The organism is Allobaculum sp. JKK-2023 (assembly GCF_034745455.1).
Taxonomy (GTDB): Bacteria; Bacillota_I; Bacilli_A; order Erysipelotrichales; family Erysipelotrichaceae; genus Allobaculum.
In genome coordinates, this window is sequence record NZ_JAYERV010000003.1 from 651,225 (window position 1) to 668,495 (window position 17,271).

20 protein-coding genes are annotated in these 17,271 nt (G+C 47.7%); 1 reads left to right on the top strand and 19 read right to left on the bottom strand.

Going from position 1 to position 17,271, the window contains the following annotated elements; translation table 11 throughout:
* Positions 1 to 20: 20 nt before the first annotated feature.
* The 14 genes from pyrH to U4956_RS02750 all read right to left on the bottom strand — a co-directional run bounded on the left by pyrH (position 21) and on the right by U4956_RS02750 (position 14,210).
* Positions 21 to 728, bottom strand: coding sequence for a UMP kinase (gene pyrH / locus U4956_RS02685; RefSeq protein WP_323088880.1), 708 nt, complete (start codon positions 726 to 728; stop codon positions 21 to 23).
* A gap of 213 nt (positions 729 to 941) precedes the next feature.
* The gene (locus U4956_RS02690) at positions 942 to 1,181 is read right to left on the bottom strand and encodes a hypothetical protein (RefSeq protein WP_323088882.1); all 240 of its coding nucleotides are present in this window, start codon (positions 1,179 to 1,181) and stop codon (positions 942 to 944) included.
* A gap of 341 nt (positions 1,182 to 1,522) precedes the next feature.
* Complete coding sequence (locus tag U4956_RS02695; RefSeq protein WP_323088883.1) at positions 1,523 to 1,987, bottom strand: pyridoxamine 5'-phosphate oxidase family protein; 465 nt, start codon at positions 1,985 to 1,987, stop codon at positions 1,523 to 1,525.
* A 410-nt stretch (positions 1,988 to 2,397) separates the two neighbouring features.
* Positions 2,398 to 2,832 (bottom strand): GtrA family protein, encoded by a 435-nt coding sequence (locus tag U4956_RS02700; protein WP_323088884.1) that lies wholly within the window; start codon positions 2,830 to 2,832, stop codon positions 2,398 to 2,400.
* Between the two features lie 329 nt (positions 2,833 to 3,161).
* Positions 3,162 to 4,058 (bottom strand): translation elongation factor Ts, encoded by an 897-nt coding sequence (tsf, locus tag U4956_RS02705; protein WP_323088885.1) that lies wholly within the window; start codon positions 4,056 to 4,058, stop codon positions 3,162 to 3,164.
* 24 nt (positions 4,059 to 4,082) lie between these two features.
* Positions 4,083 to 5,033, bottom strand: a complete 951-nt coding sequence (gene rpsB, locus U4956_RS02710) for a 30S ribosomal protein S2 (RefSeq protein ID WP_323088887.1) — start codon at positions 5,031 to 5,033, stop codon at positions 4,083 to 4,085.
* 139 nt (positions 5,034 to 5,172) lie between these two features.
* A complete protein-coding gene (locus tag U4956_RS02715; RefSeq protein WP_323088888.1) occupies positions 5,173 to 6,114 on the bottom strand; it encodes a tyrosine-type recombinase/integrase in 942 nt (313 codons plus the stop codon).
* Between the two features lie 7 nt (positions 6,115 to 6,121).
* Positions 6,122 to 7,522: a methylenetetrahydrofolate--tRNA-(uracil(54)-C(5))-methyltransferase (FADH(2)-oxidizing) TrmFO gene (gene trmFO, locus U4956_RS02720; RefSeq protein WP_323088889.1), complete on the bottom strand. Its 1,401-nt coding sequence runs from the start codon at positions 7,520 to 7,522 to the stop codon at positions 6,122 to 6,124.
* Positions 7,519 to 9,789, bottom strand: coding sequence for a type I DNA topoisomerase (topA, locus tag U4956_RS02725; protein WP_323091438.1), 2,271 nt, complete (start codon positions 9,787 to 9,789; stop codon positions 7,519 to 7,521). Before topA ends, trmFO begins: the two co-directional genes overlap by 4 nt.
* A gap of 270 nt (positions 9,790 to 10,059) precedes the next feature.
* Entirely contained in the window at positions 10,060 to 10,674 is a 615-nt protein-coding gene (locus U4956_RS02730) for a ribonuclease HII (protein ID WP_323088890.1), read from the bottom strand.
* Positions 10,658 to 11,527, bottom strand: a complete 870-nt coding sequence (gene ylqF, locus U4956_RS02735; RefSeq protein WP_323088891.1) for a ribosome biogenesis GTPase YlqF — start codon at positions 11,525 to 11,527, stop codon at positions 10,658 to 10,660. The genes U4956_RS02730 and ylqF overlap by 17 nt, the downstream gene beginning before the upstream one ends.
* A complete protein-coding gene (gene lepB / locus U4956_RS02740) occupies positions 11,527 to 12,165 on the bottom strand; it encodes a signal peptidase I (protein ID WP_323088892.1) in 639 nt (212 codons plus the stop codon). Before lepB ends, ylqF begins: the two co-directional genes overlap by 1 nt.
* Positions 12,166 to 12,419: 254 nt before the next feature.
* Positions 12,420 to 12,770 carry a 50S ribosomal protein L19 gene (rplS, locus tag U4956_RS02745; RefSeq protein WP_323088893.1) on the bottom strand — a complete coding sequence of 117 codons (351 nt, stop codon included), beginning with the start codon at positions 12,768 to 12,770 and terminating at the stop codon, positions 12,420 to 12,422.
* A 252-nt stretch (positions 12,771 to 13,022) separates the two neighbouring features.
* Positions 13,023 to 14,210 (bottom strand): M15 family metallopeptidase, encoded by a 1,188-nt coding sequence (locus tag U4956_RS02750; protein ID WP_323091439.1) that lies wholly within the window; start codon positions 14,208 to 14,210, stop codon positions 13,023 to 13,025.
* Between the two features lie 79 nt (positions 14,211 to 14,289).
* On the opposite strand from U4956_RS02750, the gene U4956_RS02755 reads away from it, so the two are divergent.
* A complete protein-coding gene (locus U4956_RS02755; RefSeq protein ID WP_323088895.1) occupies positions 14,290 to 14,577 on the top strand; it encodes a hypothetical protein in 288 nt (95 codons plus the stop codon).
* A gap of 6 nt (positions 14,578 to 14,583) precedes the next feature.
* Here the strand turns inward: U4956_RS02755 and trmD are convergent, their stop codons facing one another.
* The 5 genes from trmD to U4956_RS02780 form a co-directional block, all read right to left on the bottom strand.
* Positions 14,584 to 15,315 (bottom strand): tRNA (guanosine(37)-N1)-methyltransferase TrmD, encoded by a 732-nt coding sequence (gene trmD / locus U4956_RS02760; RefSeq protein WP_323088897.1) that lies wholly within the window; start codon positions 15,313 to 15,315, stop codon positions 14,584 to 14,586.
* Positions 15,312 to 15,800, bottom strand: a complete 489-nt coding sequence (gene rimM, locus U4956_RS02765; RefSeq protein ID WP_323088898.1) for a ribosome maturation factor RimM — start codon at positions 15,798 to 15,800, stop codon at positions 15,312 to 15,314. The genes trmD and rimM overlap by 4 nt, the downstream gene beginning before the upstream one ends.
* 176 nt (positions 15,801 to 15,976) lie before the next feature.
* Positions 15,977 to 16,225, bottom strand: coding sequence for a KH domain-containing protein (locus tag U4956_RS02770; protein ID WP_323088899.1), 249 nt, complete (start codon positions 16,223 to 16,225; stop codon positions 15,977 to 15,979).
* Positions 16,226 to 16,282: 57 nt separating this feature from the next.
* Positions 16,283 to 16,555, bottom strand: a complete 273-nt coding sequence (gene rpsP, locus U4956_RS02775) for a 30S ribosomal protein S16 (RefSeq protein ID WP_323091442.1) — start codon at positions 16,553 to 16,555, stop codon at positions 16,283 to 16,285.
* Between the two features lie 78 nt (positions 16,556 to 16,633).
* On the bottom strand, positions 16,634 to 17,269 hold the full coding sequence (locus U4956_RS02780; RefSeq protein ID WP_323088900.1) for a PBECR4 domain-containing protein: 636 nt from the start codon (positions 17,267 to 17,269) through the stop codon (positions 16,634 to 16,636).
* Positions 17,270 to 17,271 lie beyond the last annotated feature (2 nt).

Here is a 17,271-nt window from a genome sequence, read left to right on the forward strand (position 1 = left end):
TTGGAACTTTGATTTTTGACTCAGTCTTTGGAAATGGTTGTTCCAGCCACTTCGCCTTTGACTGCTTTTTCAATATTTCCCTTTTCGTTCATATTGAACACAACAAGATCGATATCATTATCTTTGCACATGGAAATGGCAGTGGCATCCATGACCTGCAGATCTTTGTTCAGAACATCCAGGTAAGTCAGGCGGTCAAACTTTTTGGCATCCGGATTTTTCTTCGGATCGGAATCATAGACACCATCAACACCGTTTTTGGCCATCAGGATGACATCGGCATCAATTTCACTGGCTCTTAAAGCAGCTGTGGTATCGGTTGAGAAGAATGGATGTCCGGTTCCGGCACCAAAAATCACCACGCGGCCTTTTTCAAGATGACGAAGCGCTCTTCTTAAAATGAAGGGTTCAGCGACTTCCTGCATTTTCACAGCCGTCTGCACGCGGGTATCGACCCCTTCGTTTTCCAGAGCGTTCTGTACAGCCAGAGCATTGATGACGGTTCCCAGCATTCCCATATAGTCAGCCTGAGCGCGGTTCATGCCCATATCCTGAATCTGTTTGCCGCGGATGAAGTTTCCACCGCCGACAACGATGGCCAGTTCAACACCGGTCTCTTGAACTTTTTTTAACTCCTGGGCCAGTTCTTTCAAAATAGCTGGATCCAGATTGGAATCTTTTGAAGACAGAGCTTCGCCGCTCAGCTTCAATAAAACGCGTTTATACATTGGTTTATCGTTCCTTTTCATTCCAACCTATTATACATGAGCGCTCATTCAAAAAAAAGAAACGCTCATACAGCTCCGCCTGTTCAGGATTGAATTTTTACCTTCGCTGCCGATTCTTTCACCATGGATCACCAGAACAAAAAAGCCCAGTCCTTCAAAAGAAAGATCGGGCCTGAAAAATTGATTTGCTTTTCGGTGGTTTCAATCCGGAAATTATTCAGCTGCAGATTCAGTTGTGGCAGAAGAAGCAGTTGTATCCGCAGTGGACTGAGCTTCAGAAGAAGCCGCCTGAGAATCTTTGGCTTCGGAAGAGACAACGCCTTCTTCAACCACTTCTACTTCTTCAACTTCAGTAGAAGAAGCGGAAGAAGCGGTTGAATCAGAAGAGCAACCTGCAAAAGCAAACATCATAGCAGCAGTCAGAGCGGCGCCAAGTACTTTATTCATTTTCATGGAATCATCCTCCTTGATGAGTTTTTCTTAACGTCAGCGATTATAGGCTGTTTAGACAAAAATAGCCAATTGAGATGCTTTTTCTGCCACATGATGTCATTGAAACCGATTCCATCGAATCGATAAATTTTATGGGTGACAAAAATCGTCCGCACACCTTTCAAATCCGAAAGCTTCATTTCCCCTTCTCTTTCGGTCCATCCCTGGATAGGCTTCAGTCTATTTCCCCTGTCTGGTTTTCTGTCCAAAAAAATACAAAGAACAGTCATCCATCAGACAACTGTTCTTTGCGTGTGCTGTTTTTGATTTGTTAGGACCTTCTGGTTTTGGCTTGGCGAAAGTTATCCCTTTTTCTTGCCGGTCATGGTGTCAACGTCCAGAATCAGGCAGGTTGTCCTTGGTATGGCCGCATCGTTATAGGCTTTGACTTCTCCATAGTAGTGAGCCATCAAAGCATCCAGAATTGCTTTTTTCTCTTCTGCTTTGGCCATATGCATCCGGCGAAAACCGGTGACACTCTCATAAAACATTGTGCAACGTTGTCTTGGCTCATTGTAATCAAGGATTTCATCCCTGTGGATCTCAAAACAGACATTAGGATTTTTTTGGATCAGGTCCAGTTTCTTTCCTTCGTCGGCACAATGAAAATACAGACGAGTTTGATCGCCTGAATAGTCAACTGCGTAGTTCATCACCACCAGATAGGGATACGGTTCATCATGCATGGCGATGTGACAGACCTGCCCGCGATCGAGGATCTCACGGATCTGCTGTGGGTCTTTGATTTCCAGATTTTTCTTTCTCATAGGCTTCTACTCTTCTTTCCGGTGTAGAAGGTGATCATTCTTTACACCTTTGTATTGGCCTCATTATATTCGGGAGAAGCAAAATATCGAGCAGAAAATTCGAGATCAATTTCCATCAAAACTATCTCTGTAATTCCTTTATAAAGCTGTCTGTTCCATCTTTCAAATAGCATTCGAGTACAAAATCATCCCAATCCTGTAAACAAATTTTGAATCATTCAGTTTTCTGGCTTGATCTTCCCTTCCGGTTCGGAGTATCCTTGTTTTAGTTGATCCCGAGGCCTTTGCAGGCGGCCAGAGGATCGTTTTTATTTGGGCCAGTGGAAGACAGTTTTCTGTTGCCACTGGCTCTTTTTTTGCAAATAAAAACCGGGCACTGGATTCCCGGTTCAATGATATTGATGATTATCTTACTTGGCAGCTTTTTGATTGCCCGACTTTTTGAAGATGATGAATTTGGAAAAGAGGTAGTTGAGGGCAATGACGATGACATTGGCGATGACTTTCCAGAGCATTGCATTCATGTGCATCAGATCAACCGCCCAGATCATGATTCCAAGATCAAAAACTTCCGACACCAGACGAAATCCGGCAAAGGATACAAATTCCTGAATGTTCTGCTTGAAGGTTTGGTTGCGGCTTTCAAAGACGAACAGTTTGTTGGTCACAAAGGCGACCAGCATGGCAGCCAGCCAGGCAATCAGGTTACTGGCTGTATTGCTAAGGGATGCCAGATCGTAGCAGACATGGAAGGTTCCGATGTTGACAACCGTTGCGACGGCGCCCCAGAAGCCGTATTTAATCAGTTCTTTATATTTTCTTAAAAGCGCTAAAATTGTCTCCATATATGCCTCCCTCGCCTGTTCTATTAAAAATGGTTTACGTGCTGAAACTTGGATACTTTAACATATTTGCCGCCAGAAAGTTCGGTCAGATTACGGGGAATGGCCAAAAAAGAGTTCTGGCTTGCTCATCGAGCTATTCATTTGGGAATGTAAGCCGTTTATCTGGTCTCGTGGCATTCTGCCTGGCAGACGAAGTCCAGGTAAGAACCCGCTTTGATTCCTTTTTCGATGCTGCCTTTGCGTTCTGTCTTCTCTTTTTTGCTTCCAGCTTCTGGCAAACGTAAAAAAAGGACCCTAAAGGGTCCTTCATGATCAAAGTGAGTTTCGGCTTACTTGTGAGCAGCTTCCATCTGAGCTGCAACTTCAGCGGCGAAATCTTCTTCTTTCTTTTCGATTCCTTCACCAACCTGGAAGCGGATGAATTCAACAACAGAAGCGTTGTTTTCTTTGAGGTATCCACTGACTTTTTTCTTGGAGTCAAGGAAGAATTCCTGATCCATTAAGCATTCTTCCTGGAAGTGTTTGGAAACTTTTCCTTTCAGAATTCCCTGGATCATCTTTTCAGGCTTACCAGCCATTTTTGGGTCTTCAGCCATGATTTTCTTCTGAACTTCTTCTTCGTGAGCCAGAACATCAGCTGGGATATCTTTTTCACTTACGTAGACTGGACGCATGGAAGCAACCTGCATAGCGATTTCTTTTGCAGCCTGTGGGTTGCCGCCTTCCATAACAACAAGAGCGGAGATAGCACCTTTGTTGTGCATGTAAGCGCCAAATACCTGAGAATCCGTTTTCTTAACGATCGCAATACGACGAAGAGTGATTTTTTCACCAATCGTTGCAGTTGCGGATACGATCAGATCGTTGATTGTGCCAGATGGCAGCTGGATTTCCAGTGCTTCTTCAACAGTAGCAGGCTGGTTAGCCAGTAATGCAGTCTGGATCTGGTCAAGGAGTTCCAGGAACTGTTCGTTTTTGGAAACGAAGTCAGTTTCGGAGTTAACTTCGAAGACAACAGCGGTATCGCCTTCAGTAGCGACACGAGTCAGACCTTCAGCAGCAACGCGGCCAGCTTTTTTCGTGGATTTTGCGATGCCGTTTTCACGCAGCCAGTCAATGGCTTTTTCCATGTCACCGTCTACAGCAGTCAGGGCTTTTTTGCAGTCCATCATGCCAGCGCCAGTTTTTTCACGGAGTTCTTTGACCTGTTTTGCAGTGATTGCCATGTTTTATTATCCCTCTTTCCGAGATTAAGCAGCTGTTTTTTCAGCTGGTTTCTCTTCTGTTTTTGGAGCTTCAGCTTTTGGAGCGTCGTTTCTTGGTCCTCTGTTCTGACCTGGGCGGCCATTGTAAGGACGACGGCCGGCATTGCGGCGTTCCATATTTCTTTTGCGGCGTTCTTCGTTTCTTGCTCTGCGGCGTCTTTCGTTTTCAGCAATCTGGGCTTCAACATTGCGGACAACGTCTTCCATGTTGACATCTTCTTCAGGATTGTCGAGGTAAGCGATTTCGAGCAGACCGCCTTTAGCGTCTACGATTGCGTCAGCAAGGATGGTTGTGATCAGTTTGATCGAACGGTTGGCATCATCATTGGAAGCAATTGGGAAATCCGCATCTTCTGGATCGCAGTTGGTGTCGAGCATAGCGAATACAGGGATGCCCAGTTTCTTCGCTTCGGCAACTGCGTTGTGTTCTTCTTTCGGGTCGATGATAACAACTGCATCAGGCAGTTTTTTCATTTCTTTGATACCGCCAAGGGAAGTTTCGAGTTTTGCTTTTTCCTTGAGGATCTGAGCCTGTTCTTTCTTAGTATAAACTTCAAGTTTACCGCTGGCTTCCATTTCTTCGATTTCAATCAGACGTTTAATCCGTTTCTGGATTGTACGGAAGTTGGTGAGCAGACCACCTAACCAGCGTTTGTTTACATAGAAAGATCCGGAACGCAGAGCCTGCTCTTCGATTGTGTCTGCAGCCTGTTTCTTTGTTCCGACGAACAGAACTTTACCGCCTCTTTCAGAGATTGCTTTCAGTTCGTTGTAGGCATTTTCTACCTGGTTGAGTGTTTTGTTTAAATCAACGATGTAAACCCCGTTTCTGCTTGTGTAAATATAGGGTTTCATCTTAGGGTTCCATTTGCGGGTCTGATGTCCGAAGTGAACACCATTCTCCAGCATTTTTTTCATGGATACAATGTTAGACATAAATAATCCTTTCCGTTAGTCCTCCACCATTTCGAAGGGAAGCAACACATCGACTGTGCACGGGATTCCCAATTCATGGTGTGTGTAATTTAAGCGGTCCAAGCCGCAATTGGCATTATAACAAATGCCTGTTCGTGCATCAACTGTCAGAAAGGGTAAAATTGGCAAAAGCTTTCTGGCAGGCGTTGCGCAGGCTTTCATTGGAAATATGGGTATAAATCTGCGTGGTTGAAAGCGCTGCATGGCCTAAAAGTTCCTGAACTGTACGAATATCCGCTCCCCCATCGAGCAGCTGGGTGGCATAAGAATGGCGAAGCATATGCGGGTGTACGTTTATCGTCATGCCCACTTTCTGACTGTGGATCTGCATGCGATACTGCACCCCGCGCACACTCAGCGGCCCGCCGTTTTTATTGAGAAAGAGTACTCCGCTTGCGCCAGTCTCGACTTTCCAGCTTTTGAGCAGTTCCATCAGCCACAGGGGAATGGGCACGATTCGTTCTTTGTTTCCCTTTCCGACAATCCGCACGATTCGCTCATCGAAACGAAAATCCACCCATTTCAAAGCACAGGCTTCTGAAACACGAAGTCCGCAGCCATAGATCAAAGAAAACAGCACTCTGTCTCTTCGATCGGATGCATTCGACAAGTCAAATCCGGAAAGAAACTGCCCGACCTCTTCCTGGAAGAGGTATTCGGGCAGTTTCTTTGTCTTCTTAAAGCCATGGATCTGGCCAAGCGGACTATCGGCGACCAACCCCTGCATCTGTAAAAACTTATAGAACTGCTTAAGCGTGCTGAGTTTTCGGGTCATGGTCGAATTTTTAAGGGTCTGATCCGGGTAGAGTCTGCGCAGATCCGACAAATAATCGAGAATCAGCAGCCGATCGGCCTGCAAATAGTCCAGCTTTTTGGCCTCCAGCCATCTCTGGTACTGCTCCAGATCCGTGCGCAAGGCTTTGATTGAAGCTTGAGAGCGGGAATTCTGGGCATACTGTCTTTTTAAAAACAATTCGATCTGGCTGGAAAGATCGCAAACTTCCCCCATTGGCAGAGTGGTCTTGATTTTCTGATCGTCCATGATTCCTCTATTGCTTTGCCTGCATCGATTCAGGCTGGGGATTGTCTGTTGTCTTGCAGGCTGGCTGATGCGCTTCTTTGGGACGGTCGTCAAAGACGGGTCCCTGCCAGTCGGCATTGACGATTGCGGCCACTTCCTGGATCCGCTCTAAGGCATTGGCTGCCAGTCGATCCTTTCGATCCTTCTTGCGGCATTTTTCAGGAAGTTCAAACAGGCCGAAGTTTGCATTCATCGGCTGGAAGTGAGCCGGATCAGCATGGGCAATGTAATAGGCCTGGCTGCCCATGGCGCTCTTACGGCCAAACAGGATTGGCTCTTCCCCTTTCAGCTGCCTGGCCATGGCAAGTCCTGCCTGCAAGCCGGAGGCCGCACTTTCCACGTACCCCTCTACCCCGGAAATCTGGCCGGCAAAAAACAGATCCGGACGGGTTTTGAAACGATATTGTTCATCGAGCAGGGTGGGCGCGCAAAGGAAAGAATTGCGGTGCATGACGCCATACCGGGCAAATTTTGCCTTTTCAAGACCAGGAATCATGGAGAAGACACGTTTCTGTTCCGGCCAGGTTAAATGCGTCTGAAAGCCGACAATGTTATAGAGCGTTGCACTGACATTATCCTGGCGAAGCTGGACGACGGCAACGGGGCGCTGGCCTTCTTTTTCCAGACCCACTGGCTTTAACGGACCAAACAACAAGGTCTGATAACCGCGGCGGGCCATTTCTTCTACCGGCATGCAGCCTTCAAAAACTTTTGGATCCTTTTCAAATTCATGCAGGCTGGCACACTTTGCATTGACCAGTTCGTGATAAAACGCATCGTATTGCTTTTCATCCATTGCGCAGTTGATATAGGAGGCTTCGCCTTTGTCATAGCGGCTTTTGAAGTAGGCTTTGGAAAAGTCGATCGAATCTTTTTCAACAATCGGCGCAGCCGCATCGAAAAAATGCAGGGCTTCACTGCCGGTCAGCCTGGCAATCTCAGCAGCCAGATCATCCGAGCATAATGGACCAGCCGCAATGATCGTCGGGCCGGTGGGAATGGCGGTGACTTCTTCTCTGACCACTTCAATGAGCGGATGTGATTCCATCGCTTTGGTGATCGTTTGGGAAAAGCCTTCCCGGTCAACGGCCAATGCGGACCCTGCCGGCACGCGATTGACATCAGCCGCATGCAGAATCAGGGAATTGAGCTGGCGCATTTCTTCTTTCATGACGCCCACAGCGTTTTTGAGCGAATCCGAGCGCAGGGAGTTGGAGCAGACCAGTTCACCAAAGCCATCAGTATGAAAGGCCGGCGCATATTTGTGCGGGCGCATTTCATACAGACGAACCGGAATGCCGCGGTTGGCCAGCTGCCAGGCGGCTTCACAACCCGCCAGGCCAGCGCCGACAATCTGAACCGGACTCATGATTTGGACTCCGAAGAGCGATCAGAGAAATCAAGCGAGGCATTGTCATCAAACAGATCGGATCCGGAGAAGACTTCCAGATTCTGAATGACATTCTGAACATTTGGATCTGGAGCACCCGCTGGAGCCGGCCCGTTCTCGATGGCTGCGGCTTCCTCTTTTTTGGCAGTTTTTTCGCTCTTTTTAATGTAATGGCATTTTGGATAGTTCGAGCAGCCGATAAAGGTCTTGCCATAACGGCTGACGCGCTCAACCAGGTCATGACCACATTCCGGACATTTCTCCCCGGTTGGCTTGGGTTTGGGTTTGGCTTTGAGCGGCTCGATGTGTTTGCAGGTCGGATAATCGCTGCAAGCCCAGAATGGACCGAAGCGGCCTTTTTTAATGACCATCTTATGACCGCACTCTGGACAGAGTTTTTCAGTCTTCTCCAGTTCTGTCAGCTCTGGATCCGCATTTTCGGTGTACTTGCATTCCGGATAGGTGCTGCAGGAGACAAATTTGCCAAAGCGGCCGTTGCGATAAACCAGGTCGTTTCCACAAAGCGGGCACTTGCGGCCGACTTTTTCGAGTTCCTTTTTCGGCATCTTCTCATAGGCCTGTTCGACCAGTGGCTCGAAATCGGAATAGAACTCTTTGAGAAACTTCACATAGTCTTCATTGCCTTCCGCAATGATATCCAGCGACTTTTCCATGTCGGCCGTGTACTGAACGTTGATGATTTTCTTGAAGAACTCCTGCAGTTTCGTATTGGTCAGTTCGCCCTGTTCGGTTGGGCGGAAGACTTTGGTTTTGGAAGTCTCAGTCGCTTTCTCCAGCGTGACATACGCCCGCTTTTGCAGGGTATCGATGATGGTGGCATAAGTCGATGGACGGCCGATGCTCTTTTCTTCCAGTTCCTTGATCAGTTTGGCTTCGGTATACCGGGCTGGCGGTTCGGTAAAGTGCTGAGCAGAAGTGATGTGGACATGTTTCATCTCTTCGCCCTGTTTTAACATCGGCAGATTGGTTGTGGTCTGCTTTTCATATTTGGAATACACCTTCGTGTACCCGTCAAAGAGCATTACCTGGCCGCTGGCGCCAAACTCACAGGGACCGGCCGTAAATTTTACGCTGGTGACATCAAACTGCGCGTTTGCCATTAAGGAAGCCAGCGTTCGGGCATAAATGAGCGAATACAGACGGAACTGTTCGTTGGTCAGATACTCCCGGACTTTTTCGGGCGTGTTGTTGATGTCAGTTGGACGAATGGCTTCATGGGCGTCCTGGGCGTTGGTGGAATTTTTTTCATGGGCTTTGCCCCGGTATTCCTTGCCATATTCACGGTCAATGAAGTTTTCAGTATCATTGACAAACAGATCCGACAGTCGGGTCGAGTCCGTACGCATGTAAGAAATCAGACCGGTTGTCGTGCCGCCCAGATCAACCCCTTCATACAGTTTCTGGGCCAGGCTCATCGTTTTACGGGCACCATAGCCCAGTTTGGTTGAGGATTCCTGCTGAAGAGTGGATGTAGTAAATGGCAGCTTTGGTTCTTTGTTTTTCTTACGGCTTGTAATGGAAGACACCACAAACGGTTCCTTGGCACAAAGCGCCAGAATGGCATTGGCCTCTTCTTTGTTGGCCATCTTTGGCTTCTTGCCGTCGACTTTGTTCAGATCGGCGGTAAACGTGGAGTTGCCTTTTTTCAGGTCGGCCGCGATCGTCCAGTACTCTTCGGATTTGAACTTCCGGATTTCCTCTTCCCGCTCAACAATCAGACGCAAAGCAACGGACTGGACACGGCCGGCTGATTTGGACTGGATTTTATTTTGCAGAAGCTTGGACAGCTTAAAGCCGATGATGCGGTCAAGCATTCGTCTGGCTTCCTGGCTTTTGACCAGATCCATATCAATTTTGTGCGGTTCCTGAATGGCTTCAGTGACGACCGGTTTGGTGATTTCATGGAAGGTCACGCGGTTGTCATCTTCAACCGACAGACCCAGCTCTCTTGCCAGATGCCACGCGATGGCTTCTCCTTCACGGTCCGGGTCGCTTGCGAGAATGACTTTTTCACTGTCTTTGGCCAGTTTCTTCAGTTCTTTGACGACTTCTTTTTTCTCCTTGGAGATTTTGTAGGTCGGGGTGAAGTTGTTTTCGACATCAATTCCCAGTCCACCCTTTCCGGTTGTGGCCAGATCGCAGATATGGCCTTTGGAGGAAACGACTTTGTAGTCGCTGCCTAAATATTTTTCAATCGTCTTGGCCTTGGATGGCGACTCGACGATAACAAGATTCTTTTTTGCGGCGCTTTTCGTTGATGATTTACGACCAGTAGCCGTGGTTGTCTTTTTGGATTCTTCTTTCACCGAAATACACCCTTTCTATCTTTATGCACCTTTATTTTTCTCTTTGTCCGTTTTTTGATCTACAGGAAACGGACCTGTTTAAATCGTTCTATTTCTATCATGCAAAAGTACAGAGTTCAACCGAAATATCTTTGAAACTCTTTTGGGACAGGATTCTGGGATCGTTTTCTGGCAGGAATGAAAAAACCGTCAAAACAAAGTCAGACGGTTGTTTTCTTCAATAATTTTGGCCACCGGACCATAGGAACGACGATAGAAATCCTGAATTCCACAGGCGGCAATCGCATCCAGATGGCGGCGCGTCGGGTAGCCTTTATGGTCTTTAAGCCCGTATTGCGGATATTCCTTGTCCAGAGCAATCATATAATGATCCCGGCTGACTTTGGCCAGAATACTTGCAGCCGCAATCGCCAGCGATTTCTGATCCCCTTTGACCAGCGCTTCAAAATTGGTGCGATCTGTTAAAGGCATCGCATCCGTGAGCACATAGTCGGCACCAGCCAGACTGGCGATTTTCTCCATGGCCTGCTGCGTCGCGCGATAAATATTCAGACGGTCAATCGTCGGCTCATCGATAAAGAGCACCCAGTACTTCAGGGCATCCTTCTGGATCACTTCAAATAAGGCTTCCCGCTTTTTTTCGGAAAGTTTTTTGGAGTCATTGATCAGATCGTTGGTATATCCAGCCGGGAAAATGACGCCGGCAACGACTAACGGTCCGCAGATCGGTCCCCTTCCCGCTTCATCCATGCCCAGAATCACTGGGTAATCCGGCCACAGGGCTTCTTCACTCGGATGCTGCATCTTCGTCTGGCTGCTCCCAGGTAATCCGGCCCAGTTTGGAAGAACGGATATCCTGAATGAAAGTGCGCATGGTGCGGTTTTCATCGATATCCCCCTTTTGCAGCCAGCCGCGCTTGCGGGCAATGGCCTGCAAAGTCGGCCAGGGCGTTTCTTCAATGGTTTCCAGGCCATAAGTATCCATCAAAGCCTGCGGCTTATGATCCATCAGATACTGGCAGCAATACAAAGCCAGATCATCCATATGGACCACATCATCTTTGATTGAGCCTAAAGCGGCCAGAATCAGGCCATTTTTTTCGCTTTCAAATTTTGGCCACAGAACCCCTGGAGTATCCAGGACTTCCAGATCCTTGCCAACCTTGATCCACTGCAGAGATTTCGTTACCCCTGGCTTATCCCCCGTCTGGGCTGCCTTGCGGCCAGCCAGGGAGTTGATCATCGTTGACTTGCCAACATTTGGAATGCCCGCGACCATCGCCCGAAGGGCTCTTGGGCGGATGCCGCGCTTTTTCTGTTTTTCAATGAGTGCCTGGTTTAAAGCCAGCGACTCCTGAATGATCCGGTTTTTAAAGTTTTCCTTGATCAGATCCACTGCAATGACGCGGGTATTGTCATTGCTTAACTTTTCGATCCAGGCTTCGGTCATTGCCGGATCTGCCTTATCTTTTTTTGAAAGGATGACCAGTCTTGGCTTGTTGCGGGCCAGTTCATCGATCAGTGGATTTTTCGATGACTGGGGCATTCGGGCATCCCGGATTTCAATGATGAAATCCACTTTCTTCAGATTTTCTTCCATCTGCCGTCTGGCTTTCGCCATATGGCCTGGAAACCACTGAATGACATTACTCGGCATTATTTCACCCCAATTTTATCGAATGGATATAAAACTAAAACACCTTTCCCATACAGCTGGTCTTTCTTGACAGGACCAACTGTTGGATAGCGGGAATCTTTGGAATGCGGGCGGTTATCTCCCATCACCCAGTATTCGTCCTCACCCAGAGTGACCGGACCAAAATCCGATGTGAATGGACCGTAGTCCACGTCATATTCGGCTTTGAAATCCGCTAAAGTCTGGTCCATGAAATCCTGTTTGAGATAGCTGCTTTCATCGAGAGCTTCGCTATTGATATACACGACACCATCTTTGGCTTCAACCGTCTCGCCTGGCAGAGCGATGATTCTCTTGACCCAGCGTTCTTCTTTACCGGTTTCGTCATCCGTCATCGTCACCACGACAATATCGCCGCGGTTCACTTCCCCGGTTGCCAAAGAAATCAGATTGGTAAAGCCATATTCACCATTGAGCAGCGTTGGACTCATGGAACGGCCTTCTACGTTGACTGGATGGGCAATAAAATTCACAAACAACAGTACGACAATCGCACTGATCACAAACACTTTGACAAAGTCGAGAATGTCATCGACTAAGGTTTTTTCTTCATCCTTACGACCCGCTTTTTTAATTTTCTTTGAATTTGAATCTTTCATTGGACCTCCCCCATGTTTTATCTTGAATGGCCTCGCTTCAACAACCGCCTGAAGATGCTCAGGTTCTTTTCCAGTTGATTATACCGATTGTGCAGGTGAATTTGCCGACCGCTTCAATTGTCTTTCAATTCCTGCTCCCTCCAGTATAAAGCTTTTTCTAAAACAGCGATGAAAGTTGAAAACAAATCAGGCCAATAAGACAACAGATCGAAAAAAATCCCCGAAGTCCGCATGGATTTCGGGGATTAACGTTCTTAGCGACGAACTTCTTTAAGACGAGCAGATTTACCGGAACGGTTTCTGAGGTAACGCAGTTTGTTACGACGTACTTTACCGTGACGGACAACTTCGATCTTATCAATGATTGGAGAGTGTAATGGGAACTTACGTTCTACACCAACACCGTTGGAGATTTTGCGGACAGTGAACGTTTCACCGATGCCTCCGCCTTTTCTTTCTGTCACTACACCTTCAAATACCTGAATACGGCTCTTGTCTCCTTCTTTGATCATTACGTGAACACGTACAGTGGAGCCAGAACGGAAATCAGGAATGTCTTTACGAAGCTGGCTTTTGCCAATTTCGTGAACCAGATTTAAATTCATTTTCGTTCTCCTTCTTTTAAATTACTGCTTCTGCTTTTCAAGATTCATAGTCAATGATGCCAGCGGAACCCGCAGAACCTAAGAGACTATACCATGCGCAAAAGCAAAGATCAAATTGCATTCGGCTTTCAAACCGGCAAAAAATCGCAAAGCGTCCAGAAAGAAAACGCTCTATTGGCCAGAATCGCCTTTTCTGTCCAGATCCATCCTTTAAGATTGCCGGTCTTCAATCCAAAGCAAAACGCAAAGGGATCAGAATCCACCATCTTCTTCTGGGTAGACGACATCCGGTTCGACTGGCATCGGACTTTCGCCATTCATCGTTCCATCTGGATTGATGATAATCTCGCCTGGCAAGTCATCACCCGGCTGATCGACCACTGGCTGATCGACCACTGGCTGATTCACAACAGGCTGGTCAACAGCTGGCTGGTCAATCGCAGGCTGATCCACAACAGGCTGGTCAATCGCCGGCTGATCCACTCCAGACTGGTCAGGTGTAGTGACATTCTGATCTGGCGTGACGACGGGTTCCTGGACAGGTTCGCTGACGGTCTGCGTGCTTGGTGTCTGCCCTGTGGAATCTTTCTGGCTGGAAGCCGAAGAGGATTGTGAGGTTTGGGTGTTTGTGGTTGAGGAGGCTGCTGGCACACCAGAATATTCAAAGTGCTTGTAGTCATTCAACCCTGTCACATTGCCCTTCCAGCTAAACCCTTCCTTTTTAAAGGCTTCAACCGCATAGTCATTGGCATGAATGTAGTGATCTGCATTGATTGTGCGATCCAGGTACAGCTGTCCTTCCATCGGGAAAACCGACAGGGAGCTTCCATTGTCCTTGATCAGCGGGTTATAGAGCGGGTTAAGATCTACCGCATAGCCGCGCGCGTGGAGGCTTCCGCCATTATCATCAGTCAGATTAAACGCCAGACCGACGGTGTTGTTATCGGCATAGGATTCTGAAATCCGGGTGCCGTAGGCATCCGGCAGGATCATCTTGCCAATCTGGTATTTGTGCAAAAACAAATCATAGAAGACATTCTCGATCTGTTTGGCAACAGCAGAATTGACGACAATTTCGCCCACGGTGGCCCGTCCGTTAAAGTCGTTGTACAGAACACGGACATAGCTGAGCTGGTCGGCTGGAATCTGATCCGCATAGCCCATTTTGACCAGCCGCTCTTTGAGTTTGTCATCAATGGACTGACTAAAGAAACAGTCACGCAGTTCCTCATCGGAAAAGCCGGTGACGGATACTTCATCGAGCGCATTGGCTTCCTTGATTTTCTTGACTTCATTTGCATGAGAGATCCGGTTGAGGGGAGCCGTTTTTTCGTTGTTAGTCAGCTGCGGAATGATCGCAAACAAGGAAGGACCATATTTCAGGCCGGCATAGCCGACACCACCAGCCAATATGGCGCCAAGAACCAGCAAGGTAAGCACTCTGCCCAAGCGCAGCTGTCGTTTTGCTTTTTTACGGCGAGAATTTCGTAAAGCCGGCTGACTGGACGTCTTGCGGGCGGTGGAAGCCGTTTTGGGACGGGGGTTTTGCGGGGCGGGTTTATTTTTTGTAGATCTTGTTGTTTTCGCCGATTTTGTTGTTTTGGTGGATCTTGTTGTTTTTGTCGATTTTGAGGCTGTAGAGGGACGCTTCTTTTGGGAAGCGGAAGACTTACGCGTTTGTCCTGAGCGCCCTGAACCAGAAGAGTTCGGATTGCTTCTGGATGTAGATTGGTTGTTTCTTACAGTTTTTTTGCTCATAGAACTAGAGTACAGAGTTTTTTGCCGTAAAAAAAGGGCAGAGCCATGACATTTTTCAGTCAGCTCTGTCCAGTTCGGCCTTTGCCTGGTCTAAAAACGCAAGATCTTCGCTGGAAAGCTTCGCACTCTCAAGCAGATCCGGGCGGTGTTTCAGGGTGTTGAGCAGGGATTGTTCCCTTCTCCACTTCTGGATATTGGCGTGGTGTCCGGAAAGCAGAACATCTGGCACTTTCTGTCCATCATACTCGTAAGGTTTTGTATATTGGGGATATTCAAGCAGTCCATCCGCAAACGAATCATCCGCGCTGCTGTCCTGTTTGATGGTTCCCTCCACCAGACGAAGGGTTGCATCGCAGATGGCAGCCGCTGCCGGTTCCCCGCCGGTGAGCACAAAATCGCCCAGGGAAATCTGAAGATCGCAGGCATTGCGGATTCGTTCGTCGAATCCTTCATAGTGGCCGCAGATTAAAATCAGATGCTCCATTTTCGAAAATTCAAGCGCTTTCGCGTGGTTGAAAGTCGCTCCCTGCGGGGAAAGCAGGGCGACAACCGAATCCGGTGTCCGGATGGATTTCAGGGCATCCAGAATTGGCTGGCACTGTAAAACCATTCCAGCCCCACCCCCATAGGGGGTGTCATCGACATGCCCATGCTTGGATCTGGTGAATTTTCGAAAGTCGATCAGTTCCACTTCATACAATCCGGCATCCAGTCCGCGCTTGAGAATCGATGTGGAGAGCATGCCCTGGAAGTATTCAGGAAACAGGGTCAGAATCGAGATTTTCATCGTAGACCGTCCATTTCTTCGATCACGATTTTCTTTTCTTTCGGATCCACTTCTTTCACGAATGCGTTTACAAAGGGAAGCAGATATTCCTGTTCACCATTTTTTACGCGTAAAACCAGGTTGGCTCCCGTTTCAAGAATGGCGCTGACAATGCCGGTGTCTTCCCCTTGCTGATTGAAGACATGACAGTCCTGGAGTTCGTGGTAGTAGAATTCATCTTCTTCCAGTTCATTGAGTTCTTCTTTTGGCAAGAAGAGTTCGTGCCCTTTTAAGGCTTCCGCCTGTTCAATGGTGGTGATTTCATCGAACTGAACATAGCCAAATCCTTTATAGACGGAATACTTTTTGACCGTCAGTTTCTTGTGGTCTTTTAAATACAGATGATTACCACTCTGAAAGCGGATGTCATCCTGGTCTGTGAACAGTTTGACTTTACATTCCCCTTTCAGGCCGCGTGTATTGATAATCTGAGCAATTCGAATCATATCTTCATCCTCCTGACTGGATGGTTTTGCCATAATTGGCGAAGTGTTTTTTCGAGGCAATCGTACTTCATTTTTATAAGCAAAAAGAGTCAACTGCCTGAAGGCTGAAAAAAAGGGCGCAGTTTCCTGCAGCCCTGGTGTTTCTGGTTACCTGCCTGAATCGATTCTTAAGTCGATTAATAGGCTTCAAATTTTACAAGAACGCGTTTTTTTGTGGCTCTTGCTGCAGCACTCATCGCCGAACGAATCGCAGTGGCAAGGGCACCACGCCGGCCGATCAGGCGGGCGATATCCTTGTCGTCTGCATAGACGTAAAGGAGAATTTCCTTTTCGCTGGTCGAAGACAATGTCTTAACCGACAGAGCTTCTGGATGAGTGGTCAGTGGAACGCACAGATCAAACAGAGTTTTCTCGAGATCAACCATGAATTTTACCGTTTCTTTTCTTTCTTATGACCTGCACTGAGGTCCGTAACGTTAAGACTACTTACCGAGTTTGGAGTTGTGGAAAGCAGTCATTACGCCTTCTCTGGAGAGAATGGAACGTACAGTATCGGAAGGCTGTGCACCCTGCTTGAGCCATTTTAAAGCGGCTTCGCGGTTCAGTTCAACAGCTTCTTCACCTTTAATTGGATTATAAGTTCCGATTTCTTCGATGAAGCGGCCATCTCTAGGACTTCTGGAGTCAGCAGCAACGATTCTGTAGAAAGGCTGTCCTTTCTTACCCATTCTTCTTAAACGCAGTTTTACCATGATTTTCTATATCCTTTCAAATTGAGTATTCACTTTTACTTTTTGATTGCCGGTTTATCTTACAATACGGCACCAAGGCCGTCAAGCATTTTTGCTTGACACTTTCACCTTCACTTTGAGCGGCGTCATTTTGTGAAGATAGCGCGACGGATATTGATCCTGATCATTTTCACGGACAAAGAAACTGCGCGCAAACCAGGAACCATCCTGATCCTGGCAAATCCCGACATGGATGGTCCGGTTTCCAAACACTCGATAAAGGAGAATATCTGATTTCAGCTTGCTGCCGGGCACCTTTTTCGGATCAAAGAGCACAGCGCTCGGATCATTGACTGTTTCGATCAGCTGTTCGATCATGGCATATTCATTGGCATAATACTGCACCTGATCCGGATTGATCTGCCGCAGCATTTTCATCGTGATTTTGCCGTTTTGAATATTGCGCCAGCCTTTCATCCCCGAAAACTCATCGAGATCAGGGGTGTAATCTTTGACAATTGAACCGATGGAAAACAAATGACAGAAAGCCGAGCGGTCAAATATCAGATCCGCTTTGAAAGGCGTCTTCCCTTTTTGCTGGAACGTATACCGGAAAGTCCGATCCGTCAGCTCTTGTTCATATCGGTCGGCAAGGGTGGCAAGCGAGGGGCTGGCCATGCCGGGCAGCAATGCTCTGGCAACCGACCACAGCAGCTTGGCTAAGCGTGAGGAAGGCATAG

What these genes read in the sequence shown, in the direction of transcription:
- pyrH (WP_323088880.1), bottom strand. Translation starts at nt 728, where the DNA reads ATGTATAAACGCGTTTTATTGAAGCTGAGCGGCGAAGCTCTGTCTTCA.
- U4956_RS02690 (WP_323088882.1), bottom strand. Translation starts at nt 1,181, where the DNA reads ATGAAAATGAATAAAGTACTTGGCGCCGCTCTGACTGCTGCTATGATG.
- U4956_RS02695 (WP_323088883.1), bottom strand. Translation starts at nt 1,987, where the DNA reads ATGAGAAAGAAAAATCTGGAAATCAAAGACCCACAGCAGATCCGTGAG.
- U4956_RS02700 (WP_323088884.1), bottom strand. Translation starts at nt 2,832, where the DNA reads ATGGAGACAATTTTAGCGCTTTTAAGAAAATATAAAGAACTGATTAAA.
- tsf (WP_323088885.1), bottom strand. Translation starts at nt 4,058, where the DNA reads ATGGCAATCACTGCAAAACAGGTCAAAGAACTCCGTGAAAAAACTGGC.
- rpsB (WP_323088887.1), bottom strand. Translation starts at nt 5,033, where the DNA reads ATGTCTAACATTGTATCCATGAAAAAAATGCTGGAGAATGGTGTTCAC.
- U4956_RS02715 (WP_323088888.1), bottom strand. Translation starts at nt 6,114, where the DNA reads ATGGACGATCAGAAAATCAAGACCACTCTGCCAATGGGGGAAGTTTGC.
- trmFO (WP_323088889.1), bottom strand. Translation starts at nt 7,522, where the DNA reads ATGAGTCCGGTTCAGATTGTCGGCGCTGGCCTGGCGGGTTGTGAAGCC.
- U4956_RS02730 (WP_323088890.1), bottom strand. Translation starts at nt 10,674, where the DNA reads ATGCAGCATCCGAGTGAAGAAGCCCTGTGGCCGGATTACCCAGTGATT.
- ylqF (WP_323088891.1), bottom strand. Translation starts at nt 11,527, where the DNA reads ATGCCGAGTAATGTCATTCAGTGGTTTCCAGGCCATATGGCGAAAGCC.
- lepB (WP_323088892.1), bottom strand. Translation starts at nt 12,165, where the DNA reads ATGAAAGATTCAAATTCAAAGAAAATTAAAAAAGCGGGTCGTAAGGAT.
- rplS (WP_323088893.1), bottom strand. Translation starts at nt 12,770, where the DNA reads ATGAATTTAAATCTGGTTCACGAAATTGGCAAAAGCCAGCTTCGTAAA.
- trmD (WP_323088897.1), bottom strand. Translation starts at nt 15,315, where the DNA reads ATGAAAATCTCGATTCTGACCCTGTTTCCTGAATACTTCCAGGGCATG.
- rimM (WP_323088898.1), bottom strand. Translation starts at nt 15,800, where the DNA reads ATGATTCGAATTGCTCAGATTATCAATACACGCGGCCTGAAAGGGGAA.
- U4956_RS02770 (WP_323088899.1), bottom strand. Translation starts at nt 16,225, where the DNA reads ATGGTTGATCTCGAGAAAACTCTGTTTGATCTGTGCGTTCCACTGACC.
- U4956_RS02780 (WP_323088900.1), bottom strand. Translation starts at nt 17,269, where the DNA reads ATGCCTTCCTCACGCTTAGCCAAGCTGCTGTGGTCGGTTGCCAGAGCA.